At 71.9% G+C, this 23,772-nt stretch carries 27 protein-coding genes and 1 tRNA gene; 18 read left to right on the forward strand and 10 right to left on the reverse strand.

The window, feature by feature from the left end; translation table 11 throughout:
* Nucleotides 1-66 precede the first annotated feature (66 nt).
* Nucleotides 67-438: a DUF2200 domain-containing protein gene (locus tag ACFVS8_RS16485; protein WP_387064604.1), complete on the reverse strand. Its 372-nt coding sequence runs from the start codon at nt 436-438 to the stop codon at nt 67-69.
* A gap of 141 nt (nt 439-579) precedes the next feature.
* Between ACFVS8_RS16485 and merB the strand changes: the two genes are divergently transcribed.
* A complete protein-coding gene (gene merB / locus ACFVS8_RS16490; protein WP_387064607.1) occupies nt 580-1,263 on the forward strand; it encodes an organomercurial lyase in 684 nt (227 codons plus the stop codon).
* 20 nt (nt 1,264-1,283) lie between these two features.
* Here merB and ACFVS8_RS16495 read toward each other — a convergent pair.
* Nucleotides 1,284-1,354, reverse strand: a tRNA-Gly gene (locus tag ACFVS8_RS16495).
* Nucleotides 1,355-1,459: 105 nt separating this feature from the next.
* Between ACFVS8_RS16495 and dcd the strand changes: the two genes are divergently transcribed.
* From dcd to ACFVS8_RS16510, 3 genes are all read left to right on the forward strand, one after another.
* A complete protein-coding gene (gene dcd, locus ACFVS8_RS16500; RefSeq protein WP_387064610.1) occupies nt 1,460-2,065 on the forward strand; it encodes a dCTP deaminase in 606 nt (201 codons plus the stop codon).
* 126 nt (nt 2,066-2,191) lie between these two features.
* A complete protein-coding gene (locus tag ACFVS8_RS16505; RefSeq protein WP_387064613.1) occupies nt 2,192-3,169 on the forward strand; it encodes an alpha/beta hydrolase in 978 nt (325 codons plus the stop codon).
* A gap of 122 nt (nt 3,170-3,291) precedes the next feature.
* Complete coding sequence (locus ACFVS8_RS16510) at nt 3,292-4,311, forward strand: helix-turn-helix domain-containing protein (protein ID WP_387064615.1); 1,020 nt, start codon at nt 3,292-3,294, stop codon at nt 4,309-4,311.
* Nucleotides 4,312-4,340: 29 nt separating this feature from the next.
* Here ACFVS8_RS16510 and ACFVS8_RS16515 read toward each other — a convergent pair whose 3' ends face one another.
* Nucleotides 4,341-4,733 carry a DUF4267 domain-containing protein gene (locus ACFVS8_RS16515; RefSeq protein WP_387064618.1) on the reverse strand — a complete coding sequence of 131 codons (393 nt, stop codon included), beginning with the start codon at nt 4,731-4,733 and terminating at the stop codon, nt 4,341-4,343.
* 70 nt (nt 4,734-4,803) lie between these two features.
* Here ACFVS8_RS16515 and ACFVS8_RS16520 point away from each other — a divergent pair, with 70 nt between their 5' ends.
* The 3 genes from ACFVS8_RS16520 (at nt 4,804) to ACFVS8_RS16530 (ending at nt 7,299) form a co-directional block, all read left to right on the forward strand.
* Complete coding sequence (locus tag ACFVS8_RS16520) at nt 4,804-5,367, forward strand: TetR/AcrR family transcriptional regulator (RefSeq protein ID WP_387064621.1); 564 nt, start codon at nt 4,804-4,806, stop codon at nt 5,365-5,367.
* 141 nt (nt 5,368-5,508) lie between these two features.
* Nucleotides 5,509-6,465 (forward strand): DUF389 domain-containing protein, encoded by a 957-nt coding sequence (locus ACFVS8_RS16525; protein ID WP_387064624.1) that lies wholly within the window; start codon nt 5,509-5,511, stop codon nt 6,463-6,465.
* Nucleotides 6,466-6,489: 24 nt separating this feature from the next.
* Nucleotides 6,490-7,299, forward strand: a complete 810-nt coding sequence (locus tag ACFVS8_RS16530; RefSeq protein WP_387064627.1) for a PfkB family carbohydrate kinase — start codon at nt 6,490-6,492, stop codon at nt 7,297-7,299.
* Nucleotide 7,300: 1 nt separating this feature from the next.
* Here ACFVS8_RS16530 and ACFVS8_RS16535 read toward each other — a convergent pair whose 3' ends face one another.
* Nucleotides 7,301-8,329, reverse strand: a complete 1,029-nt coding sequence (locus ACFVS8_RS16535; protein ID WP_387064630.1) for an alpha/beta fold hydrolase — start codon at nt 8,327-8,329, stop codon at nt 7,301-7,303.
* Nucleotides 8,330-8,399: 70 nt separating this feature from the next.
* On the opposite strand from ACFVS8_RS16535, the gene ACFVS8_RS16540 reads away from it, so the two are divergent.
* A complete protein-coding gene (locus tag ACFVS8_RS16540; protein ID WP_387064632.1) occupies nt 8,400-9,131 on the forward strand; it encodes a TetR/AcrR family transcriptional regulator in 732 nt (243 codons plus the stop codon).
* Nucleotides 9,132-9,140: 9 nt separating this feature from the next.
* On the opposite strand, the gene ACFVS8_RS16545 is transcribed toward ACFVS8_RS16540, so the two are convergent.
* A complete protein-coding gene (locus tag ACFVS8_RS16545) occupies nt 9,141-11,108 on the reverse strand; it encodes an ABC1 kinase family protein (RefSeq protein ID WP_387064635.1) in 1,968 nt (655 codons plus the stop codon).
* 130 nt (nt 11,109-11,238) lie between these two features.
* Between ACFVS8_RS16545 and ACFVS8_RS16550 the strand changes: the two genes are divergently transcribed.
* Nucleotides 11,239-11,943 carry an AIM24 family protein gene (locus tag ACFVS8_RS16550; protein ID WP_387064638.1) on the forward strand — a complete coding sequence of 235 codons (705 nt, stop codon included), beginning with the start codon at nt 11,239-11,241 and terminating at the stop codon, nt 11,941-11,943.
* Between the two features lie 51 nt (nt 11,944-11,994).
* Here ACFVS8_RS16550 and ACFVS8_RS16555 read toward each other — a convergent pair whose 3' ends face one another.
* Nucleotides 11,995-12,816, reverse strand: coding sequence for a hypothetical protein (locus ACFVS8_RS16555; protein WP_387064640.1), 822 nt, complete (start codon nt 12,814-12,816; stop codon nt 11,995-11,997).
* 258 nt (nt 12,817-13,074) lie between these two features.
* Between ACFVS8_RS16555 and ACFVS8_RS16560 the strand changes: the two genes are divergently transcribed.
* Complete coding sequence (locus ACFVS8_RS16560; protein WP_387064643.1) at nt 13,075-13,425, forward strand: hypothetical protein; 351 nt, start codon at nt 13,075-13,077, stop codon at nt 13,423-13,425.
* 85 nt (nt 13,426-13,510) lie between these two features.
* Here the strand turns inward: ACFVS8_RS16560 and ACFVS8_RS16565 are convergent, their stop codons facing one another.
* On the reverse strand, nt 13,511-14,284 hold the full coding sequence (locus ACFVS8_RS16565) for a FadR/GntR family transcriptional regulator (RefSeq protein WP_387064645.1): 774 nt from the start codon (nt 14,282-14,284) through the stop codon (nt 13,511-13,513).
* A gap of 110 nt (nt 14,285-14,394) precedes the next feature.
* Here ACFVS8_RS16565 and ACFVS8_RS16570 point away from each other — a divergent pair, with 110 nt between their 5' ends.
* The 4 genes from ACFVS8_RS16570 to ACFVS8_RS16585 all read left to right on the forward strand — a co-directional run bounded on the left by ACFVS8_RS16570 (nt 14,395) and on the right by ACFVS8_RS16585 (nt 18,448).
* Nucleotides 14,395-15,462 carry an ABC transporter ATP-binding protein gene (locus ACFVS8_RS16570; RefSeq protein ID WP_387064648.1) on the forward strand — a complete coding sequence of 356 codons (1,068 nt, stop codon included), beginning with the start codon at nt 14,395-14,397 and terminating at the stop codon, nt 15,460-15,462.
* 83 nt (nt 15,463-15,545) lie between these two features.
* Nucleotides 15,546-16,736: an ABC transporter substrate-binding protein gene (locus tag ACFVS8_RS16575; RefSeq protein ID WP_387064651.1), complete on the forward strand. Its 1,191-nt coding sequence runs from the start codon at nt 15,546-15,548 to the stop codon at nt 16,734-16,736.
* On the forward strand, nt 16,736-17,638 hold the full coding sequence (locus tag ACFVS8_RS16580) for an ABC transporter permease (protein ID WP_387064654.1): 903 nt from the start codon (nt 16,736-16,738) through the stop codon (nt 17,636-17,638). The genes ACFVS8_RS16575 and ACFVS8_RS16580 overlap by 1 nt, the downstream gene beginning before the upstream one ends.
* 9 nt (nt 17,639-17,647) lie before the next feature.
* Nucleotides 17,648-18,448 carry an ABC transporter permease gene (locus tag ACFVS8_RS16585; RefSeq protein WP_387064656.1) on the forward strand — a complete coding sequence of 267 codons (801 nt, stop codon included), beginning with the start codon at nt 17,648-17,650 and terminating at the stop codon, nt 18,446-18,448.
* Between the two features lie 10 nt (nt 18,449-18,458).
* Here ACFVS8_RS16585 and ACFVS8_RS16590 read toward each other — a convergent pair whose 3' ends face one another.
* On the reverse strand, nt 18,459-18,722 hold the full coding sequence (locus ACFVS8_RS16590) for a hypothetical protein (protein ID WP_387064659.1): 264 nt from the start codon (nt 18,720-18,722) through the stop codon (nt 18,459-18,461).
* An 86-nt stretch (nt 18,723-18,808) separates the two neighbouring features.
* A complete protein-coding gene (locus ACFVS8_RS16595) occupies nt 18,809-19,387 on the reverse strand; it encodes a LysE family translocator (RefSeq protein ID WP_387064662.1) in 579 nt (192 codons plus the stop codon).
* Between the two features lie 203 nt (nt 19,388-19,590).
* Here ACFVS8_RS16595 and ACFVS8_RS16600 point away from each other — a divergent pair, with 203 nt between their 5' ends.
* Nucleotides 19,591-20,967: a PLP-dependent aminotransferase family protein gene (locus ACFVS8_RS16600; protein WP_387064665.1), complete on the forward strand. Its 1,377-nt coding sequence runs from the start codon at nt 19,591-19,593 to the stop codon at nt 20,965-20,967.
* 48 nt (nt 20,968-21,015) lie between these two features.
* Here ACFVS8_RS16600 and ACFVS8_RS16605 read toward each other — a convergent pair whose 3' ends face one another.
* Complete coding sequence (locus ACFVS8_RS16605) at nt 21,016-21,375, reverse strand: DoxX family protein (protein ID WP_387064668.1); 360 nt, start codon at nt 21,373-21,375, stop codon at nt 21,016-21,018.
* 42 nt (nt 21,376-21,417) lie between these two features.
* Between ACFVS8_RS16605 and ACFVS8_RS16610 the strand changes: the two genes are divergently transcribed.
* The 3 genes from ACFVS8_RS16610 to ACFVS8_RS16620 all read left to right on the forward strand — a co-directional run bounded on the left by ACFVS8_RS16610 (nt 21,418) and on the right by ACFVS8_RS16620 (nt 23,766).
* The gene (locus ACFVS8_RS16610; RefSeq protein WP_387064671.1) at nt 21,418-21,969 is read left to right on the forward strand and encodes a TetR/AcrR family transcriptional regulator; all 552 of its coding nucleotides are present in this window, start codon (nt 21,418-21,420) and stop codon (nt 21,967-21,969) included.
* Between the two features lie 65 nt (nt 21,970-22,034).
* The gene (locus ACFVS8_RS16615; RefSeq protein ID WP_387064673.1) at nt 22,035-22,880 is read left to right on the forward strand and encodes an alpha/beta fold hydrolase; all 846 of its coding nucleotides are present in this window, start codon (nt 22,035-22,037) and stop codon (nt 22,878-22,880) included.
* A 49-nt stretch (nt 22,881-22,929) separates the two neighbouring features.
* Nucleotides 22,930-23,766 (forward strand): mechanosensitive ion channel family protein, encoded by an 837-nt coding sequence (locus ACFVS8_RS16620; RefSeq protein WP_387064676.1) that lies wholly within the window; start codon nt 22,930-22,932, stop codon nt 23,764-23,766.
* Nucleotides 23,767-23,772: the final 6 nt, after the last annotated feature.

Genomic DNA, 23,772 nt, shown 5'->3' on the forward strand with positions numbered 1-23,772 from the left:
ATGACGGGGCTCGCCCGAGCGATCGGGCGAGCCCTGTTCGGAACCTGGCGCTTCTGGCCGCGTCGCTCAGGCCGTGCGCAGGATCGACGTCATCCTCTTGCCGCGCGCGACCTCGTCGACGAGCTTGTCCATGTAGCGGATCTGCTGCATGAGCGGGTCTTCGATCTCCTCGACGCGCATGCCGCAGATGAGCCCGGTGATGAGCGAGGTGTTCGGGTTCATCTCGGGCGCCTCGGCGAAGAACGTGCGCAGGTCGGTGCCGTCGGACTTCACGCGCTCGAGCCCGGCCTCGTCGTATCCGGTGAGCCAGGTGATGACCTGATCGACCTCGTCGGCGGTGTGGCCCTTGCGCTCGACCTTCGTGACGTAGAGCGGGTAGAGGCTCGCGAAGGTCATGCCGAAGATTCGGTGTTCCTTGTGCTGGGCGCTCTCGACCATGGCGGTGCTCCTCCGTGCTGCGTGGATCGGATCGGCGACCCGTCTCCAGCCTACGTCGGATGGTGCCCGGACGGCCTTCGGGACGGCGCCGGGCCGGGCAGATCACGGCAGACTGGGAGCGAACCCACGGAAGGCAGGCCGATGACCCTCTCCACCGACGCCGAGCGCGTCCGCCTCGAGGTGTACCGCACCCTCGCCCGCGACGGCGTGCTGCCGGGCAACGACGTGCTCGCCGGTCGGCTCGCCCTCGCCCCCGCCACGTTCCGCGCGGCGCTCGAGGAGGTCGCCGCGGCGCGCCACGTCATCCTGAAGGACGGCGACCGCATCGAGATGGCGCACCCGTTCGCCACCCGGTCGTTCCGGTTCTCGGTGATGAGCGACGAGACGCTCTGGTGGGGCGGATGCGCGTGGGACTCGTTCGCCATCCCGAACCTCGTGCCCGGCGCCTCGCCCTCCCTCGTCGCGACGACCTGCCCGGCCTGCGAGACCCCGCACGCCTGGGTCGTGACGGATGCCGCGCCGCCACCCGGATCGCAGGTCGCCCACTTCCTCACGCCCATGCACGAGATCTGGCCCGACGCCGCGCACGCCTGCGACCACCAGCAGATCTTCTGCTCCGAGGCCTGCGTCGACGCCTGGCTCGAGCGCACCGGCGAACCGCGCGGCTACGTCATGTCGCTCGCGACGCTCTGGCGTCTCGCCGCGAAGTGGTACGAGGGCCGACTCGACTCGCCGTACTCGCGCCGCGAGCCCGCAGAGGCATCCGACTACTTCCGCTCCGTCGGGCTGTCTGGGCCGTTCTGGGGACTGCCCGACGGCGACTGACGGCCGGTCGGACTCGAGAGAGCCGATGACGGGAATCGAACCCGCGCTATCTGCTTGGGAAGCAGAAGTTCTGCCATTGAACTACATCGGCGTGCGGCATCCGGAGATGCGACGTTGACCATCGTAGCAAGGACGGGGGTCGCAACGAGGAATCACTGAGCCGCGTGATCGGCACCCCCGTCGGTAGGCTGAACCCGTGCTGCTCTCCGACCGCGACATCCGTGCCGAACTCGAACTCGGGCGCGTCAAGCTCGAACCGTCCGATCCGGCGATGCTCCAGCCGAGCAGCATCGACGTGCGGCTCGACCGGTACTTCCGGCTGTTCGACAACCACAAGTACCCGTTCATCGACCCGGCCGAAGACCAGCCCGAGCTGACGCACCTCATCGAGGTCAGGCCCGACGAGGCGTTCATCCTGCACCCGGGCGAGTTCGTGCTCGCCTCGACGTACGAGGCCGTGACCCTGCCCGACGACGTGGCCGCCCGGCTCGAGGGCAAGAGCTCGCTCGGTCGTCTCGGCCTGCTCACGCACTCGACGGCCGGCTTCATCGACCCGGGCTTCACCGGCCACGTCACCCTCGAGCTGAGCAACGTCGCGACCCTGCCGATCAAGCTCTGGCCGGGCATGAAGATCGGGCAGATGTGCTTCTTCCGCCTGTCGTCGCCGAGCGAACGGCCCTACGGCTCGGCCGAGTACAGCTCGCGGTACCAGGGCCAGCGCGGCCCGACGGCGTCGCGGTCGTTCCACAACTTCCACCGCACGGATGTCGGCGCGACCGACGCGGGGTCGCTCGGCGGCTGAGCCCCGCCGTCTGGCGGGCAGTCCCGGCCGAACCGGCTACGATCGTCGGTTCCGGATGCCGTGTGCCCGCGCGGATCATCGGAGCAGACGTCACGACGAGGTGACGCACGATCGAGGAGTCCACCGATGACCGACACGACGACCGCGACCCGGACCCGACCGCCGTTCGACCCCGAGCTGGAGGCGGCCCTCTCGCTCATCCGCGAGCAGATGCCCGTGACCTTCACCTCCGAACTCATCCCGGCGAGCCGCTCGAGCTTGGCGGGCGAGGCCGTGCTCGCCGAGATCGCCGAGCGCGGCCTGGTCGTGCGCGACGTGACGATTCCCGGGCACGCGGGCGACGACATCGTGGTGAGCGTGATCGAACGGCCGGGGCGCACCGGCACGGGCCCCGGAATCTTCCACACGCATGGCGGTGGCATGATCGTCGGCGATCGCTGGCTGGGCGTGCCCCTGTTCTTCGACCTGATCGAGCAGCACAACGCCGTGGTGGTCACGGTGGAGTACCGACTCGCGCCCGAGTTCCCCGACCCGTATCCCGTCGAGGACTGCTACGCAGGCCTGGTCTGGACCGGCGCGAACCTCACCGAGCTCGGTATCGACGCCGACAGGCTCGTCATCGCGGGCGGCAGTGCGGGCGGTGGCCTGGCTGCGGGCACGACATTGCTGGCCCGCGACCGCCGCGGCCCGGCGCTCGCCGGCCAGCTGCTCATCTGCCCCATGATCGACGATCGCGACTCCACCGTCTCGACCGCGCAGATCGACGGTGTGGGCGTCTGGGACCGCGGCTCGAACGTCACCGGATGGTCGGCGCTGCTCGGCGACCGCCGCGGTACCGACGACGTCTCGATCTACGCGGCCCCGGCGCGCGCGACCGACCTGTCGGGCCTGCCGCCCGCGTACATCGACTGCGGCAGCGCCGAGGTGTTCCGCGACGAGGACGTCGCGTACGCGAGCCGCATCTGGGCCGACGGCGGCGAGGCGGAACTGCATGTGTGGAACGGCGGGTTCCACGGCTTCGACATGATGGCCCCGCACGCGGCGGTCTCGCGGGCGTCGGTCGCGGCGCGCGCGAGCTGGCTCGCCCGCGTGCTCGGCGTCTGACCGGAGTCCAGACTTCCGCGGTCGCGGCGGGCCAGGACGCCTGCCCGCCCGTCCGCGACCGCGGAGACATCGTGCGCCCGCTCGGTTAGGGTTGGGCGCACACGCGCGATGGAGCCCGCACCATGCAAGAACTCGTCGGTCGCCTGACGGCGCTCGATCCCGAGGCGAGCGAGACGCTCAAGGTCGTCTCGTACTTCGACACGCTCGTCGCCGGAGGGGTCGGTCTCGAGTCCTTGCTGCGCGGTGCCGCGGTGCTCTCGGGCGCGGTCGCCGGGTTCGCCCCGAGCGGCGCCGGCCAGGGTAGGCGGGTCGGGCCGGACGGCGAGTCCCTCGGCGGTGATCAGCACGCGCAGGCGGATGCCGCGGCATCCGCCTGGCCGTCACGCGCGACGAGCGACGGCTCGCTGGTGTGGCTCGAGCGCACGGGCCATGCGCATGCGAACGACGCGATGGTGCTCGAACGGCTCGCGCTCGCCGTGGCGATCACGACCGCTCGTCGGTCCGGCACGGCGGATGCCGCGGTCGAGGTCGTGGTCACGGCGGGCGCCGCTGCGTCCGAGCGGGCAGTCGCGGCGTCGCGGCTGCGGCTGGACTGCGCGTCCGACGTGCGGGTCGTGGCGTTCCACGCGGCGCAGCCCGCCCCCGTCGCCGGACCCACCGCGGTGGTCGCGACGGCCCGCGGGCTTGCCAGGGTCGTGCTCGTGGAGGGCACCGTCGAGGTGCCGTCCGGCGTGCGAGCGGGCGTCGGAACGCCCGGCACGGCCGATCGCCTGCCCGAGTCGTTCGCGTCGGCGCTCATCGCCCTGCGGCTGGCCACCGACTCGGAGCCCGTCGTCGATGCCTCGCAGCTCGGCGCCCTGCTCTTCGTGGCCGAGGCTGCCGACCGCCACGAGCACCCGCATCCGGATGCCGCGGCGCTGGCCGCGCTCGACTCGCGCGCCCGGTCGGTGCTCGACGCGCTCGCCGACGCTGGCAGCGTGCGGCAGGCGGCCTCCGCGCTCGGCATGCACCACTCGAGCGTGCAGGCCAGGCTCGACGCACTCGCGGAGACCCTCGGCTACGACTCGCGCACTCCGGCGGGTCGCACGCGGTACGCGCTGGCCCGCGCGCTCGCGGCGCTGCAGCGCCCCGGCCTCGGCTGAGTCGGCCTGAGTTGAGCGCACGCTCCGGCTCACACGAGCAGGAGGACCGCCGCGACGAGCATGCCCGCCGCGGTCGCCCCGTGGATGCCGAAGGCGGCCGAGCGGTTGCCGCGGTGCCGGAGGATGGTCGCCATGTCGCCGATGGGGATGATCGATTCGAGGATCAGGATCACCGCTGCGGCCGCCGGGCCGAATCCGACGAGCATCGCGAGCAGCACGAGCCCCGACGCGATGTCGCGTGGGCCCTTGATGTGCTGCCAGGGCGTCACCTCGGGCGTGATCCGGCTGGTGAAGCCGAATCCGGCCGACGCCGTGGTCGGCGCGACGAGGTACCAGACCCCGATGGCGATGATGCCCAGGCCGACCACGAGGACCAGCGCGACGCCGATCCAGGTCGCGGGGGTGAAGGTGCTGAGATCCATGGAGATTCCTTTCAGTGCAAGATTTCTAGCAACGCTAGCAATCCTTTCACCCGAGCGCTAGTGTGAGTCCGTGGCAACCAGTGAGCGCATGGCGCGGCGACGCGACCAGCGGCAGGGTGCGATCCTCGCGGCCGCGCGCGAGATCGCCGAGGCCGAGGGCTGGAGCGCGGTGACCTCGCGGCGTCTCGCGAACGCGATCGACTACACCCAGCCGGTCATCTACTCGCACTTCGCGTCGATGGAGGCCGTGATCGACGCGGTCGCGCTCGAGGGCTTCGCCGAGCTCGCCCCCGAGCTCGCACGGGCGAGGGCCGCCGCATCGAACGACCGCGACGCGCTCGCACGGGTCGGTCGGGCCTACCTGCGCTACGCCGAGCAGCACCCCGCCATGTACGACGCGATGTTCGTGCGAGGAACCGGACTGGCGTTCGCCGACGCGCAGACGCCCGCGGACCTGGTGGCCGGCTTCACCGAACTGCGCGCCTCGGTCGACCCGTTCACCGACGACCCCGACACGCTCGCCGAGGTGTACTGGGCGAGCCTCCACGGGTTGTCGCTGCTGCAGCGCTCGAACCGGGTGCCCGGCGACGGCGAGCACCGGCTCGAGGCACTGCTCGGCATGATCACCGGCTGACCGCCCGACCGCTCGCCGACGGGCCGCCCGCCCGCCGCCGGGCCGGCCGCCCGCCCGGCCGCCCGCCCGCCGCATCCGCCCCGCTCTCGATCGCGCCTATCGTGGTCACGCGCGCGAACGCGCTCGAGGAGGAATCGGCTCATGCTCAACGTCAGGGTCACCGCGCCGCACGCGCTCGCCGGGAGCCTTCGCGAGCGACTGATCGCCGAGCCGACGGTCAGCAACGTTGCGCTCGTGCCGGGGGTCGCGCTCGCCGGCGAGGGCGACGTGCTCTTCTTCGAGCTCGCGCGCGAGAACGCGAACAACATCATGCGCATGCTGCGGCACGCGGGGGTGCCGGCCGTCGGGTCGATCGTCGTGAGCGACGCGCTCGCGGTGGTGTCGGATGCCGCGGCCGAGGCCGAGCGCGCGGCACCGGGGCATCCGGCCGACGGCGTGCTCTGGGCGCAGCTCGCCGACACGTCGCGCGAGGACTCGCGCCCGTCGTGGAGCTTCTTCGCGTTCCTGCTGCTCGCCACCCTCATCGCGGGCATCGGGCGGCTGCTCGACCAGCCGATCCTCATCATCGGCGCCATGGTCGTGGGTCCGGAGTTCGCTCCGATCGCGGCCATCTGCTACGCGATCGTGCGCCGCAAGCGGGGCATCGCCGGCATGGCGTCGCTGACCCTGTTCGGCGGCTTCGCGCTGAGCGCGCTCATCGCGTGGGGCGTGTGGGCGGTGCTCTACGCACTCGGGGCGTTCACCTTCGAGCAGGCCACGACGGGCCCGATGACGGAGTTCATCGTCGCCCCCGACGCGTGGTCATTCGTCATCGCGCTGCTCGCGGGCATCGCGGGCGTGCTCTCGCTCACGACGTCGAAGTCGTCGGCGCTGGTCGGCGTCTTCATCTCGATCACGACGGTGCCGGCGGTCGGCACGATCGGCCTGACCCTGGCGGTCGGGGCGTGGGACGAGTCCGTCGCGGCGCTCGTGCAGCTCGCGATCAACCTGGCGGGCCTGCTCATCGCCGGCACGGCGACGCTGTTCGTGCAGCTGCACGTCGGGCGCCGCATCGGCCGCCGGCTCGCGGCACGGCGCAGGCCCGGGCCCGTCGGGTGAGGCTGCGCGGCTAGGCTCGCGGGCATGGGTGCGCGCGTCGTGGTGGTGGGCTCGATCAACGTCGACTCGGTGGTGCGCGTCGCCGAGCATCCGGCGCCCGGCGAGACCGTGCTCGGCCTCGGCGTCGAGCTGCTGCCCGGCGGCAAGGGCGCGAACCTCGCCGCGGGTGCAGCCGCAGCGGGCGCCGACGTGCTGCTCATCGGCCGGGTCGGCGCCGACGACCTCGGCCGCCGCTACGTCGGGCGCCTCGCCGAGCACGGCGTCGACACGTCGGTCGTCACGGTCGATCCGACGCAGCCCACCGGGCAGGCGTTCATCACGGTCGCCGACTCGGGCGAGAACAGCATCATCGTGATCGGCGGCGCGAACGCGGGCCTGGCTCCGGATGCCGCGGCGCGGGCGATCCCCGACGACGCGGCTGTCGTGGTCACCCAGCTCGAGCTCGCGCCAGAGGTCGCGGAGGCCGTGCTGCGGCGGGGTCGGGCGCTCGGCGCCACGACGGTGCTCAACGCGTCGCCCGTGTCGCCCGAGGCATCCGCCCTGCTCGAGCTCGCCGACGTCGTCATCGTGAACGAGCACGAGTGGGCCGCCCTCGGGTCGCCGCCCGACGCCTGCGTCACGCTCGGCGCGGCCGGGGCGCGATGGGGCGACGCCGAGGCGGCCCCTCGCCCGGTCGACGTCGTCGACACCACGGGCGCGGGCGATGCGTTCGCGGGCGCCCTCGTGGCGCAGCTCGCGGCCGGCGCGGATCGCACGGACGCGCTGCACGCCGCCGTCGCCGCCGGCGCACGCGCGACGACGTACGCCGGGGCGCAGCCCTGGGGATTCGCCTGACCTATGCTGCAGGCCGCAACGCGGCATCCGGAGCCGTGACGAAGTCGACCACCGCGTCGAGCGTGACGTCGGCCCGCAGGATGCGGTTGTGCCCGAGCCCGTCGGTCGGCACGAGGCGCGCGTGGGGGTTCGCCGCGGCGAGGGCCTCGGACTCGGTGAACGGCACGCGCCGGTCTGCGTGGTCGTGCACGAGCAGCAGCGGCAGGTCGGAGGGCAGCGGTCGCAGCGTGGCGGAGTAGCGGGCGAACGGATCGGCCTCGTGCGGGAAGACCGTGCGGGAGAAGCGATCGGCCGTGGCGCGTCGCGTGGCCGCGTCGAGGCCGACCGCCGAGCCGAATCCGTCGATGAACACGTTCGGGGTCGCGGCGCTGGCGATCGTCGCGACACGGCGCGCGTCGATGCCCTCGCCGGGTGCGAGCGTCGCGGCGAGGCCGCCGAAGGAGTGCCCGACGACGGCGTGGAACCGGCCGTGCCTGAGCTGCAGTTCGCGGAGCGCGTCGAGGTGGTCGACGATGTACGTGCGCTGCTTCGGCGAGTCTCCGTTGCCGGGCGCGTCGAACGCGACGATGCGGAACCCCTCGGCGCGGAGCTCCCGCACGAGCGGCGCGAACACGCTCGCGCGGGACTGCCAGCCGTGGGCCAGCACCACCGTCTCGGGCCCGCCGCCCCACTCGTACGTCACGACGTCGACGCCCCGGCGCCGGATGCCCGGGATCCGCACGGTGCCGCGCCGCGCCTCGGCATGCGTGGCGGCGTCGGCCGCCGCGACCCTCACGGGGGCGCCGAGATGCTGGAACATCGGCACCGCGAACCGGGAGCCGAACGCGGGAGAGATCGCCGAGGCGAGGCGCACGCCCCCGGCCATGGCGCGGAGGGCGAGCGGAGGTGCGGGCGGCGCGGTGCGCGCAGGGACGGCGTCGCGCCCGTGCCCATGCCCGTGTCCCTGCCCGCGCCCGTCGGATCGGGCTGCCTCGGCGCGACCCCGGTCGACGGTCGGGATCGAAGCGGTGTCGGATGCCGGTGCGCTCACGGGGTGCCTCCAGAAACTCTACGAACGTTCGTACGTAGAGTGTACGAACGTTCGTGCGTAAACTGCAAGCATGGCGATGACCGAGCAGCGCGCGACCGACGGACGACGGGCCCGCGGAGACGCCTCGCGCCGGATCGTGCTCGATGCCGCCGCCGACCTCGCGTCGCTCGAAGGACTCGACGGCCTCTCGATCGGGCGGCTCGCCTCCGCGGCATCCGTCAGCAAGAGCGGCATCGCCACGCTCTTCGGCTCGAAGGAGCAGCTCCAGCTCGCGACGGTCGCGGCGGCCACCGAACGGTTCACCGCGACCGTGATCGTGCCCGCACGGGTGCAGCCCCGCGGCATCCGTCGACTGACGGCGCTGCTCGACTGCGTCGTGGCCTATTCGCAGGATCGGGTGTTCCCGGGCGGATGCTTCTTCTCGGCGGCCGCGGCCGACTTCCACGCCAAGGCCGGGCCCGTGCGCGACGCGCTCGCCGACCAGCTCGAGAGCTGGATGGGCTACATCTCGGCCTCGGCGCGGTACGCGATCGAGCTCGGCGAGCTGCCGGGCCTCGACGACCCCGACCAGCTCGCGTTCGAGCTGCAGGGCACCTTCGAGTGGATGAACCTCATGGCCGTCATCCGCGAGAGCGACGTGCACTACGTGCGGGCGCGGCGCGCATACCGCGACCGCCTCGTGTCGCTCGGCGCCGACCCGGCGATCGCCGAACTGCTGCTCACGCCCGGGGCAGCGCTCGACGCAATCGAGGCGCCGCGCGCGCCGGGCGCGACGGGGGCATCGGTCGCGCCGGGCCGCTGAGCCGGCCGGTCACCGCCCAGGGCCGCTCCTGCGCAGCGCGCCCTGCAGCACGCGCAGCACCAGCAGGAGGCCGCTCAACCCGACCACGCTGCCCAGGAACGGATACGCGGGCACGTCGCCCGTGAGCATCGGCCCGTCGTTCGCCAGCCCGAGCAGGATCCCGATGGCCATGAGCGAGACGCCGATGACCGTGAGGATGCCCTGGGCGGCGAGCGACTGGATCCACGACCGCTCCGACGGGCTCTCGAACGTCTTGAGCCGCAGCGACAGCGTGCCCTGCTCGAGCGAGCCGAGCACGCCATCGAGCCGACGCGGCAGCGTGCGCATGCGCTCCATACCGACCTGCCACTGCACCTCGGCCGTGAGCGCGGCCGAGCGGAACGACCCGAGCTCGTGCACGTACGAGGGCGCGCGCTCGAGGGCCCGACTCGTCATGTCGTAGCCGGGCACGAGGTGGCGGAGCGACCCCTCGAGCGCACCCAACGTGCGGAAGGCCAGGAGCAGTCCGGGCGGGACGGCGAGCCGATGGCGGCGCATGACGTCGAGCACCGACGAGAAGACCCCCTCGTCGATCCCGCTGTTGCGCACCCTCGTGAGCACCACGCCGATGTCGTGCTGCAGGGTGGCGATGTCGAGGTCGGCGTCCCCCTTCGGCGTCGCGAGCAGGAGCGTGACGTCGGTCGCGCTCGAGTCGTCGTCGTTGCCGATCGCGATGAGCATCGGGAGGAGGAGCCGCCGCAGGCTCCGCTCGAGCACGCCGATCGAGCCGAAGTCGATCAGCGAGACGCCGCCGTCGGAGGCGAGGATGAGGTTGCCCGGGTGCAGGTCGCCGTGGAAGATGCCCCGGATCGCGATCTGCGAGAACACCGCGTCGAGGATCGAGTCGGCGATCGCCCGAGCCTCGTCGGCGTCGAGCCCGTGCGCGCCGCCTGCCAGGCGACTGAACGGGATGCCCTCGACCCGCTCCATGACGATCATCTGCTCGGTGCACAACTCGGCGTGCACGACGGGGATCCGCAACCGGTCGTCGTAGGCCGCTGCAGAGCGCATCAGCGCCATGTTCGCGACCTCGACGCGGTAGTCGAGCTCCTCGCGCAACGCCGTCGCGAAGCCGCCGGCGATCGACCGCACCCCCATCTGCTCGGCCCACCCCGCTCGACGCTCGAGGTCGCCTGCGAGGCGCTCCAGGATGTCGAGATCGGTCGCGACCTCGGCCCGGGCGCGCGGGCGCTGGATCTTCACGACCACGCTCGAGCCGTCCATCAGGCGTGCGGCGTGCACCTGACCGACGGATGCCGCGGCGAGCGGCTCCTCGTCGATCTCGGCGAAGACCTCCTCGATCGGCCGCCGCAGCTGCGCCTCGATCGCGCCGCGCGCCTCGGCCCACGGAATCGGGGTCGAGTCCATCTGCAGCGTCTCCAGCGCGGCCACGAACTCGGGCGGGAGCAGGTCGGCACGGGTGGAGAGCAGCTGACCGGCCTTCACGAACGTCACGCCCGCATCGTTGATCGCGGCGACGAGCGCCGCGGGCGCCCAGTCGGCCGGCGAGCCCCTGCTGCTCCAGAGGCCGCCCAGGCCGTGCCGGGACGCGATCGAGGCGATCTTCGCGAAGCGGCGCGCGCGTCGTTGGCGGGCGACCCACTCCCGCATCACGACGACGGGGTTCCTGGCGCCCCTCGACGGGAAGAGCAGCTCGAGCACGGTGAGCACGGCCATGATGATGGCGAGGACCCAGGCCGTGATCAGCACGAGGAACCACGCCGCGACCAGGTCGTCGACGATGAGCCGGTCGTCCTTCACCACCTGGGCCTCGGTCATCACCCACAGCACGCCGGGGGCGGCGGCGACGACGACCAGCACCGACACGACGATGCCGCGCGTCCAGGTGAGCGGGGCGTCGAACCACCGGCGCGCCAACCAGGTGCCGACCACCGCGAACACCGCCACCGCGAGCACCGCAACGAGCCATGCCGGCATACCGGCCCCCCTCCGTCGTGTCCGATCCTACGAACGGGCCTACGCTCGGCGGTCGTGCATCGCCGACGTCCTCGGCGCGGAGTTCCGCGAAGGGGCTGCCGAACGCGGGGTGTGCTGCCATCATCGTGCTATGCAGACAGCGATCACCGGTACGACCATGCCGGTCCTGACCATCACGATGGACGCCGGAGAGCAGATCATCGCCGAGGGCGGAGACGTCTCCTGGCTCTCGTCCGACTTCGACCTCGAGACCTCGACGACCCACGGAACCGGCGGCAAGGGCGGGTTCATGAGCGGCCTGAAGCGCGTGCTGGGCGGCGCGCAGCTGTTCCTCACCCAGTACACGGCGGGACCCCGCGGCGGGCACGTCTCGTTCACGGCCGATCTGCCCGGCACCATCAAGGAGCTCCAGATCGACGCGGCCGACCGGTTCATGGTGCTCGCGGGCGCCTACATCGCCAGCACGCCCCACGTCGAGATCTCGGTCGCCCTGCAGAAGAAGCTCGGCGCGGGCATCTTCGGCGGCGCGGGCGTCGTCTTCCAAGAGCTGTCCGGCACCGGCACCGCGTGGGTGCAGCTCGCCGGCGAGCTCGTCGAGCGCGACCTCGCGCCCGGCGAGGAACTCCTCGTGCACCCCGGCCACCTCGCGCTGTACACGGCCGGCACGAGCATGGAGTTCGCGTCGATCAGCGGGGTGAAGAACAAGATCTTCGGAGACTCGCTGTTCCTCGCCAAGCTCACCGGGCCGGGGCACGTCTGGCTCCAGTCGATGACCCCAGCGAAGCTCGCCTCGGCGATCGAGCCCTACCTGCCGCACGACTCGAACAACACCTGAGTCCACGGGCCGTCGGCGCTCTCGCTCATCCCGTCAGGAGCGGCGCGCCCGTCAGGCGCGATCGGTCGGCGCGCCGGCGACGAGGGCGAGCGACGTGTCGCCGCACGGCACCACGGACTCGCCGCCCGGCAGCACGGCCGCGTGCCCCGGGTGCTCCTCGTGCAGCGGTGCGATCGCCTCGGCGAGGCCGTCGAGGCGCAGCAGCGCGCCGGTCGCCCGTCGCGCGTCGGTCGAGGCGATGATGCGGCCCGACGCGTTCACGAGCGTGCACGCTCCGCGCCACTCGCGGAGCACCGGCAGCAGCTCGCGCTCCAGGCGCGCGACGTACGCATCGGCTCCGACGACCCCCACCATCTCGCCCTCCGAGATCACGGGCGTCGTGATCGTGACGGTGTAGTCGTCGGTGCAGAGGTAGTCGACGTACGGGCCGGTGAGATGCCGGCGGAGCGTGCGCCCGGGCACCCGCCACCACTCGAGGGTCGTGTAGTCGCGGAACTGCTCGGAGTCGGGGTCGCTCACCGCGTCGAGCCTGCGCAGCGTCGCGGTTCCGGGCGAGCCGAACGAGTTCGCACTGCTCAGCCACCAGGCGAGGTGCCACTGCGCGTCGGCGAGGAAGCCGGGAGCGGCGACGAACCCCGCGCCCGTGATCAGCGAGCCGTCGCGTTCGAGCTCGCGGCCGACGAGCGCCGCGACGACCGGGTCGAGGCTGATCGCCTCGGCGGTACGGGCGCCCGTGAGGGCACCCGCGAACGGGCCCGAGAGCTCGGCTTCGAGCACCGCTCGCCAGCCGTCGACCATGGCCAGCACGGGTTCGATCGTCGATGCCACGCGGCGGGCGATGTGCTCGGCGGCGAGGTCGAGGGTGGTGTTCACGCGGGTGGTTCCTTCCGCAGGTGCCATCCCGACGTCGGGTGTCGCGTCGGGGGCGAGCGCCTCGGCCGATCGCGGGGCGATGCGGTCGCGGACACGAGCATCTTCCTCCCACCGGCGCGTCGTGGCAAGAGGCGGCGGCTTCGGGCCAGTCCGCCTTGCGTCCGCGCGGGCGCGTCGAGGTTCCCTCGGTTCCGGGCCGGGAGTACGGTTGCGTCACGGTCGGGCATCGGAGCCGGGCCTGACGAAGGGGGTTCCATCATGGCCGGTGAACGTCCGGGCGGCGTCACGCTCGTCGCAGTGCTCGCGTGGATCTCGGGCGCGCTGCAGATCATCACGGGAGTCATCCAGATCCTGCCGGGAGGCCAGAACTTCGGCGCCGGCGTCTGGGGCATCATCCTCGGCATCGTCACGATCATCGTGAGCCTCGGCCTGTTCCGCGGGTCGAACGCGGCGCGCATCATCGTCACGATCATCTTCGTGATCAACATCGCGACCGCGATCTGGCTGATGACGCTCGGCGCGTTCTGGAGCGGGCTCTTCGCGGCGCTGTTCCCGCTGATCGGCCTGATCCTGCTCTGGACGAAGCGCGCGAACGCCTTCTTCTCCTGAGTCCCGACCGGTCGGCCGGGCCCCAGTCGGCCGGGCCCCGGCCGGCCGGTGCGATCGACCGGTGCGACTGGCCAGTCGCGGTCGATCAGTCGCCCTCGACCACGGGGGCGACTGAGGCCTCGAGCCTGGCCTTCTCGTCGATGAGCCACTCCACCGCCTGCTGGATGTGCGAGGCGGTGGCGCGGCGTGCACGCTCGGGGTCGACCGCGCGGATCGCCTCGATCACCTCGAGCCGCGCCGCCCGGCTCGCGTCGCGGTAGGACTGCTCGCGGAGGCAGAGCCAGAGCAGCGGACCGGCCTCGGCCTGGAGGCGCAGCTCCTCGTGCACGAGCCGGGGCGACTGGCTCACCGCGGCGACCTCGAGCTGGAACCGCCCGACCGAGCGCCTGGCGCCCCCCGGCGTCGCGAGGTCCGCGCGGGCGTCGATGTCGGCGAGGCTCGCGAGGTCGTCGTCGCTCGCGCGATCAGCGGCCACCTCGGCGGCCATGCCCGCGATCGCGGAGTAGTGCAGCGACAGGTCGCGCAGCTCGACGCGGCTGAGCGAGTTCAGCCGTCGTTCCACGAGCCGGGTCGAGGCGTCGGGGTCGTACGTGACGAAGCTGCCGCCGTCGCGGCCGCGCCTGGTGTGCACGAGGCCGTTGTCGCGCAGCGCGACGAGCGCCTCACGCGCCGTGACGACCGCCACGCCGAGGCTCTTCGCGAGGTCGGACTCGCTGGGCAGCCGCTCTCCGTCGCGCAGCACGCCGGCGACGATCGCGTCGGTGATCCGCTGCTCGACGAGCTCGGCGCGACCGGCTCCGTCGAGCGGGGCGAAGACCACGGCCCGGGTGGCGTCGGTGCGGCCGGCTGCGTGCGGCATCCGACCTCCCGTGTGCGGCTCGGAAACTGTGACACGACCGTAACACGGGGGTCTGGATTAAGACATCTGGATCCATATGATTTTGAACACGCCTCGCGAAGGAGCAACGCATGACCGACAGCCAGCCGGCGATCAGGCTGACCGAACTCACCAAGGAGTTCGGTGCCGTGACCGCCGTCGACCACGTCGACCTCGAGATCGCGGCCGGGGAGTTCTTCTCGATGCTGGGTCCCTCGGGCTCGGGCAAGACCACCGTGCTGCGGCTCATCGCCGGATTCGAGCAGCCGACGGGCGGCACCATCGAGCTCTTCGGCGAAGACGTCACGAAGCGCGCGCCGTTCGACCGCGACGTGAACACCGTGTTCCAGGACTACGCGCTGTTCCCGCACATGAGCGTGCTCGACAACGTCGCGTACGGCCTGCGCGTGCGCGGCATCGGCAAGAAGGAGCGCAACGAGCGGGCCAGGCGGGCCCTGGCGAGCGTGCGCCTCGAGCAGATGGCCGAGCGAAAGCCCTCCCAACTCTCGGGCGGCCAGCGCCAGCGGGTCGCCCTCGCGCGCGCCACCGTCGTCGAACCGAAGGTGCTGCTGCTCGACGAACCGCTCGGTGCGCTCGACCTCAAGCTCCGCGAGCAGATGCAGGTCGAGCTCAAGCAGATCCAGCGCGACCTCGGCATCACCTTCATCTTCGTCACCCACGACCAGGAGGAGGCGCTCACGCTCTCCGACCGGGTCGCCGTGTTCAACGACGGCCGCATCGAGCAGCTCGGCACCCCCGCCGAACTCTACGAGCGGCCGGGCTCGCGGTTCGTCGCCGGATTCGTCGGCACCTCGAACCTCTTCGACGACACCCGGTCGCAGGCGCTCCTCGGCCGTGGCGGCGAACACTCCGTGCGCCCCGAGAAGCTCGTCGTCTCGACCGAACCCGAGACCGAGGCCGGTGTGCGCAGCGCCCCCGGAACCGTGGTCGAGGTCATCTACCTCGGCAGCGGCATCCGCACCGTCGTCGACCTCGACGCGGGCATGCGCATCACCGTGCTCGCGCAGAACGACCGACGCGCGCTCGCCGCGGGCGACCGGGGCGACCGTGTGCACGTGAGCTGGCACGACGCCGACGTCGTCGCGCTCTCGCCCGCGGGGTCGTCGAGCGAGGCGGATGCCGCGGCATCCGTCGCCTGAACCGAACCGAACCCGGGCCCCCGACCGCACCACCCACCAGCACCACCCGCACCACCTGCAGTCCCACACAGAAGGAGAGAACCATGAAGCGCATTCCGCACACGGCCCGCCGCGGCGCGGTCGTCGGGCTCGCGATCGCCTCGGTCGCACTGCTCACGGCCTGCGGCACGTCAGGCGGCTCCGGCGGTTCCGGCGACTCGGGAGCGAAGGCCGCGACCGAGCTCGGCGAGAACGAGGGCCAGGTCTCGATCCTCGCGTGGCCCGGCTACGTCGAGGACGGCACCAACGACCCGAACGTCGACTGGGTCACGCCGTTCGTCGAGGCCACGGGCTGCGAGGTCACCACCAAGACCTTCGGCACCTCCGACGAGGCCCTGAACCTCATGAAGACGGGCGACTACGACGTGGTCTCCGCGTCGGGCGACGCGACCCTGCGCCTCATCGCGGGCGGCGACGTCGCGCCGGTCAACACCGACTTGATTCCGAACTACGCCGGCATCTACGACTTCCTGAAGGACCAGCCGTGGAACTCGGTCGACGGCGTCGCCTACGGCGTGCCGCACGGCTACGGCGCGAACCTGCTCATGTACAACACGGAGGTCTTCCCGACCGCGCCCACGTCGTGGGACGTCGTGTTCGACAAGGCCTCCGACAACGCGGGCAAGGTCACGGCGTACGACTCGCCCATCTACATCGCGGATGCCGCGGTCTACCTCATGGCGCACGAGCCCGACCTCGGCATCGAGAACCCGTACTCGCTCGACGAGGACCAGCTCGCCGCGGCGGTCGACCTGCTGAAGACCCAGCGCGAGAGCGTCGGCGAGTACTGGAGCGACTACCTCAAGGAGATCCAGGCCTTCACGACCGGCGACAGCGTCGTCGGCACGAGCTGGCAGGTCATCCAGAACGTGCTCGAGGGCGAAGCGGCACCCACCGCGGTCGTGCTGCCCGAGGAGGGCACGACCGGATGGTCGGACACCTGGATGATCGCGTCCGAGGCGAAGAACCCGAACTGCGCGTACGCGTGGCTCGACTACATCGCCAGCCCCGAGGCGAACGCCACCGCGACCGCGTACTTCGGCGAGGCGCCGTCGTCCGACGCCGCGTGCGACTTCCGCGACGACTGCGAGGCCTACCACGCCGGCGACGCCGACTACGCGTCGCAGATCTGGTACTGGACCACGCCCATCGAGAAGTGCCTCGACGGTCGCACGGATGTCACGTGCACCGACTACGCCGCCTGGACCGCCGCGTGGCAGGAGATCAAGGGCTGATGACCTCGGCCTCAGTGGAGTCCCGTCCGCGTCGCTCTGCGGCGCGGGCGGGCTCCGCCTTCCTCTCGACCCATCCGCGCACGCGGTTGGCGCTGCTGCTGGCAGCCCCGCTGTTCTGGCTCGTCGTCGTCTACATCGTCGCGCTCGTACTGCTGCTCGTGACGGCCTTCTGGTCGGTCGACAGCTTCACGGGCGAGATCACGACCGAGTTCACGCTCGACAACATCATCACCGTCGTCACGGGCAGCCTGTACCAGACGGTGACCCTGCGCACGGTGGGGGTCGCGCTCGCCGTGACCCTGATCGACGTGGTGCTCGCGCTGCCCATCGCGTTCTTCATGGCCAAGGTCGCGTCGCCGCGCATGCAGCGCGTGCTCGTGATCCTCGTGCTCACGCCGCTCTGGGCGTCGTACCTGGTGAAGGCCTACGCCTGGCGCTCGGTGCTCTCGCAGGACGGCATCCTCGAGTGGCTGCTCGCGCCGTTCGGCGCGCACACGCCCGGCTACGGGCTCCCGGCCACGATCATCACGCTCTCGTACCTGTGGCTGCCCTACGTCATCCTGCCGATCTACGCCGGGCTCGAGCGCGTGCCCGACTCGCTGCTCGAGGCATCGGGAGACCTCGGCGGCAAGTCGTGGTCGACGATCAGGCTCGTGGTCTTCCCGCTCATCCTGCCCGCGATCATCGCCGGCACGATCTTCAGCTTCTCGCTCTCGCTCGGCGACTACATCACGGTCAACATCGTCGGCGGCGCGAACCAGATGCTCGGCAACCTCGTCTACACGAACGTGGGCGCCGCGAACAACCTCCCGCTGGCATCGGCGATCGCGCTCATCCCGATCGTGATCATCTTCGGCTACCTGTTCCTCGTGCGCCGCACCGGCGCGCTCGACAACCTCTAAGGCAGACGGATGCGCCTCTCCCGCCCCGCACGCGTCACGCTCGGCGTCGTCACCGCGATCATCCTCGTGGTGGTCTACGTGCCGCTGTTCGTGGTGCTCGTGAACTCGTTCTCGACGTCGACCTCGCTGACCTGGCCGCCGCCCGGATTCACGCTCGAGTGGTGGACCAAGGCGTTCCAGAGCGCCGGGGCACTCGAGGCGGTGCTCACGAGCGTGCAGGTCGCGATCATCTCGACGATCATCGCGCTCGTGCTCGGCACGCTCATCTCCATCGCGCTGCAGCGGTTCGAGTTCTTCGGACGCGACGCGATCAGCCTGCTCGTGATCCTGCCGATCGCCCTGCCCGGCATCATCACGGGCATCGCGCTGAACAACTTCTTCCGAACGATCATGGGCGTGCCGCTGTCGATCTGGACCGTCGTGATCGCGCACGCCACGTTCTGCATCGTGACCGTGTTCAACAACGTGATCGCGCGGCTGCGGCGGCAGGGCACGAACCTCGAGGAGGCCTCGGCCGACCTCGGCGCGGGCGTGTGGACGACGTTCCGGCTCGTGACCTTCCCGCAGTTGCGGTCGGCGCTCCTCGCGGGCGGCCTGCTCGCGTTCGCGCTGTCGTTCGACGAGATCATCGTGACCACGTTCACCGCGGGGTCGGGGGTCACGACGCTGCCCATCTTCATCCTGAACAACATGTTCCGCCCCAACCAGGCGCCGATCGTGTCGGTCATCGCCGTGGTGCTCGTGCTGGTGTCGATCATCCCGATCTACATCGCGCAGAAGCTCTCGGGGCCGGCCGAGCAGAAGCGGTAGCGGGCGGCCCTCAGCGGTTGACCCAGTGCAGGGCCGCGAACTGCCGCCCGAGGGCCCTGGCCCGCTCGGACTCGGGGTACTCGTCGAGCAGGTCGACGGGGTCGGACCGCAGCGCGTCGCGGAGCCGGGCGAACGAGGCGCGCCAGGCGCGGGTGAATAACGCGCGGTCGCCTCGCGCACGGGTTCCGGCCCGGTCGAGCGGGAGGTATGCGATCAGGTCGGCGCACGAGGGCGCGATGCGGAGAGGCTCGCTGGCGGAGAGCTCGCAGGTCACGTGGAAGTCCTTCCTTCTGTGGGGTGCCGGACCGCGTGGGGTGCCGGACCCCTGCTGTTGGGTGCCGGGCCGAGGCCCGGATGCCGTCAGCCGGCGGTCGTCGCGGGCGCGGGGGCCTCGACGAGGAGCCCGATGCCGACGGCCGCGAGCAGTGTCGCGGTCGCCCGCCGCTGCCAGGCCAGCCATCGCGGGCGCCTGCGCAGGAAGGCGGCGATGGCCCCCGCGGCGACGATGATGAGCCCGTTCACGCACATGCTGACCGCGATCTGCACGCCGCCGAGGATGAACCCTTGGGCGACGACGTGCCCGTGCTCGGGGACGACGAACTGCGGGATGAGCGCGACGTACATGATCGCGGCCTTCGGGTTCAGCAGGTTGGTGGCGAGCCCCATCGAGAAGAGCCGCGCGTTCGTGTCGCGCTCGACGTCGCGCATCTCGAAGAGTCCGGCGCCTCCGGGCGCGAGGGCCCGCACGGCCAGGTACAGCAGGTACACCGCGCCGGCGATCTTGAGCGCGGTGTAGAGCCATGGCACCACGACGAACACCGCCGCGAGGCCGAGGTTGGCCATCGTCAGGTAGACCACGAACCCGACCGCGGTGCCGGCGAGCGACACGAAACCCGCGGCGGTGCCCTGCGAGAGGCTGCGCGAAGCCAGGTAGAGCATGTTCGGCCCCGGGTGAGCACCATGGCGAGGGCGACGAGCGTGATCCCGAGCAGTGCGCCTGGTTCGACGGGCACGATCCGCCTCCTTCGTCTGGGGAATCCGGATGCCGCGGCTCGGCGCCCGTTCCCATGTGCGACGATGTTGGGACACTCGAGCAGGAATCGGCAAAGTGTCACACGACACTTCCGGGGAACGGAGCGGGCGTGCGCGTCTCATCGGGCTGGTCGCCTCGGCTCGTCGCCGGTACGGCGACGACATCGGAGCGACTCGTCACCGCGCTCGCCGAGGACATCCTCGACGGGGTCGTGGCCGAGGGCGAGCGTCTGCCGCCGCATCGCGCGCTCGCCGAGCAGCTCGACGTCGCGGTCGGAACCGTGACGAAGGCCTACGCCGAGCTCGCGCTGCGCGGACTCGTGCGGGGAAGCCACGGACGAGGCACGTTCGTGAGCTACCGCGCCGAACAGCAGACCGGCAGCATCGACCTCGCGATGAACATGCCGCCGCGCATGCTCTCCGACGACGTCATCGGCGAGGCGCTCGCCGCGAGTGCGCACCGCGTCGACGCCGAGGTGCTCTCGGCATGCGGTCCGCCCGGCGGTCGGCTCGAGTACCGCAGGTCGGCCGCTGCCTGGATCGCGGCGAGCGGACTCGACCTCGTGGCCGAGGACCTGGTGCTCGCGCACGGCGCCCAGCAGGGCATCGCGGCGGTGCTCATGGCGCTCAGCGGCGGCGCGCCCGGCGCTCGCCCGGTGCCCGTCTTCACCGAGGAGGTCACGTTCCACGGCGCGTTGAGCTACGCGCGGCTCGCCGGACACCGGGTGCACGGTGTCGCGGTCGATCGGCAGGGCATGCGTCCCGACCTGCTCGACCGCGCGCTGCGCGAGCACGCACGCGCCGGCGGACCCCGCCCCGTGCTCTACGTCACGCCGACGCTGCAGAACCCGACCGCCGCGACGATGTGCGCGTCGCGGCGGCGCGAGATCGTGCGCATCGCGCGCCTGCACGACGTCTTCATCATCGAGGACGACGTCTACGCGCTCTCCGAGGAGCGCACGGCGCCCGCGCTGGTCTCGCTCGCGCCCGAGCGCACGTTCCACGTGAGCAGTGCGTCGAAGGCCCTCAGCCCGGCGATCCGGGTCGGCATGGTCAAGCCCCCCTGCGCGTTCCGCTCCCGCATCGCGGATGCGGTCCGGGCGCTCGGGCTGCCGGTCTCGCCGCTCATCTGCGTGCTGCTCGACGAGCTCGTGAGCGCCGGCATCGCCGGCGCAGTGCGGGCCTCGATCCGCGACGAGGGGGCCAGGCGCACCGCGCTCGCCCGGGACCTGCTCGGGCCGGCCCTGTTCGTGGCACCGGCGTCCGGCTACCACGTCTACCTGCCCATGCCGCCCGAGCGTGCCCGCGTGCTCGCACGCGCGGCCGACGCCGCCGGGGTGCTCGTGACGGACCCCGACTCGATGCTGGCCGATCCGGGCCAACGGGTCGGCGGCGTGCGGCTCAGCCTCGGCGCGCCCACCATGGCCGAGCTCGGGCGCGGACTGTCGACCGTGAGCGGGCTGCTGCGGTCCGACCTCGCCGCCTGAGCCGGTCCGAGTCGCCGGCGAGGCACGGCGAACGCTGGGCGGGCGCCGTCAGATCAGATGGCACCACACGAGCACTCCGACGCAGATCACGAGCATCCCGCTCGCGTTCACGAAGAGGTTGCGGCCGAAGTCTCGGGCGCGGATGTGCATGCCGATCGCGACGACGAAGTACGTCACCAGGGCGAGGCAGGTGACGAGGCCGAGGTAGGGGATCCAGATGCCGGCGACCAGCCCCGCCGCCGCCGCGAATTTGATCGGGGGCATGATCCACCACAGCCGCCGGGGAAAGCGCACGTCGTCGAAGCACCGGGCAATGAAGGGCACCGGTCGAACGCAGAGCAGGGCGTCGGCGAGTTGGATGAGGGCCAGCACGAGGACCGGCCACACGGGATCGGGCGATGCGGGCATGTCGGCTCCCTTCTCCCCGTACCATACGGTATGGTATGGATCATGTCCACCCGTGACGACTGGCTCGACGAGGGCCTCGCCGTGCTGGCCGAGTCGGGCGAGCCCGGCGTGCGCACCGATCGCATCGCGGCGCGCCTCGGCCTGACCAAGGGGTCGTTCCACCATCACTTCGCCGGAGCCGCCGACTATCGACGCGCCCTGCTCGCCCGGCACGAGCGGCGGGTGCTCGACGCGCTCGCAGGCGTCTCGGCCACGGCTGCGGGGCTCGAGGCCGCCGAGGCTCCCGCGCTCCTGCGCGACGAGGCCGCGGCGCTGCTCGACCAGCCGCTCGAGGCGGCCGTGCGGGCCTGGGCTGCCCACGACGTCGACGCACGCGAGACGCAGGCGCGTATCGATGCGGCTCGCCTCGAGGCGTTGACCGCGGTCTGGGTGCGCATCACGGGCGACGAGCGCTCCGCCCGGTCGGCGGCGCTGCTGCCGCACCTCGTCGTGATCGGCGCGACGGCCGCCGTGCCGCCGGTCGGGCGCGACGACCTCGCCGGGCTCTTCGACCTGCTCGCCGCACTCGCCCGGCACGTGCCCGCGCGGGAGTGACCCCCAACGGATGACCCGGTCGGCGTCCGCGTCGGGTCGTCGGTCGGTGCGGGTACAGTCGGCGGGTGCGCACCTTCCGAGCCGCTGACGGAACCGACCTCGCCTACAGCCTGATAGGCGGAGGCGGCGACGGCGGCGGCGCCGACCGGGCCGAACAGGCGCCCGCGCTCGTCGTGCCCGGCGGCCCGTGCCGCGGCGTCGACTACCTCGAAGACCTCGCCGGCGTCGGTGCCGAGCGGCCACTCGCGGTGCTGCACCCGCGCGGCACGCCGACGTCGGGCGGCCGGTCCAACGGCTGGTGGGCCGACGCCGACGACCTGGTCGCGCTCGCAGACCACCTCGGGCTCGACCGGTTCGACGTGATCGGCCACTCGGCGGGCACACGGCTCGTGCTCGCGGCGTCCGCTCGCTTCCCACAGCGGGTGCGGCGCATGGCGCTCGTCACTCCTGCGGCGGCCTGGCTGACGGTTGCCGCGTGGGACGGCGACGCGATCGGCGGGCGCCGTGGCGACCCGGCGGTGTTCGCGGCGCTCGAGTCGCTCACGGGCCCGCAGCCGCTCGACCAGCGGCAGTGGGAGACGGCCCGCGCCGTGGAGGGCCCTGCCGGGTACGCACGCTGGACCGAGCGCGAGCGCGCCCACAGCACGGTCGGCGGGTGGGAGCTCGCATCGGTCGAGGCCTGGTTCACGGGGGTTCCCGACGACGCGGCCACGCGCATCCTCGCCGCGCCGCGCGTGCCGACGACGGTCATCGGCGGCGACGCCGACATTCTCTCGGGGGTCGCGCCGGTCGAGGCCTATGCGGCGGCACTCGGCGCGGAGCTGCGTCTGCTCGACGACTGCGGGCACTACCCGTGGGTCGAGCAGCCCGAGGCGTTCCGCGAGGCGCTCGGGGCGTGGCTCGCGGGCTGACCCTGCGAGGCTCCCGGGCGGAGCGGGTCGGCGCTCCTATCCTGACCGTGTGGACCTGAGTCAGCTCTCCGAGACGACCATCACCTGGGCGCAGGTGCTCCTGGCGGTGATCGCGATCCTCGGCGGATGGGTCGCCGCGCACTTCGTCGGCAAGGGGGTCGCGGTCGTCCTCGGCCGAGTGCCGAACCTGCCCGCCGGGGTGCTGACCTTCGCCACCCGATTCGTGCGGACGCTGCTGATCCTCCTCGGGATCGGCGTCGCGCTCGCCTTCCTCGGCGCCGACGTGCAGCCCCTGATCGCGATCGTGCTCGTCGTCGGGGTTATCGTCGTGCTGGTGCTGCGCGGGGTCGCCGACAACTTCGCCGCGAGCGTGCTCATCCAGACCCGGCGGCCGGTGACGGCAGGCGAGGAGATCATGGTGGAGGGCCCCGACGGCGAGCCGATCGTCGGCACGGTCGTGGAACTCAACTCGCGATCCGTCATCCTCCGCACCGTCGACGGACGCACGGTGCACGTGCCGAACGCGAAGCTGCTGGCCGACGCACTCGTCAACCACTCCCGGAGCGGCGCCCGCCGGAGCGAGGTGCAGGTGCGTGTCGAGCTCGGGGGCCACGCCGAGGTCGTCGACGACGTGCTCGCCCGCGCGGTCGAGGCCGCGTCATCGGTCGACGGCATCGACGGCGAACGCGTGCAGACCGTCGTCCAGTCGATCTCACCGGGCCGGGTCATCGCTCGCCTCCAGTTCTGGCACGACCCGGCGGTCGGCCTGCGCGCGACCTCGGACGTGATCCGGGCGGTGCACGGTGCGTTCGCCGCGGATGGACTGGCCGCGACGGTCACCAGCACCCCCGGCCTGCCGCCGCTGGTGCCCCCCGACGGCTTCTGAGCCCCG

This window comes from Agromyces sp. NPDC058110, from assembly GCF_042884735.1.
Lineage (GTDB): Bacteria > Actinomycetota > Actinomycetes > Actinomycetales > Microbacteriaceae > Agromyces.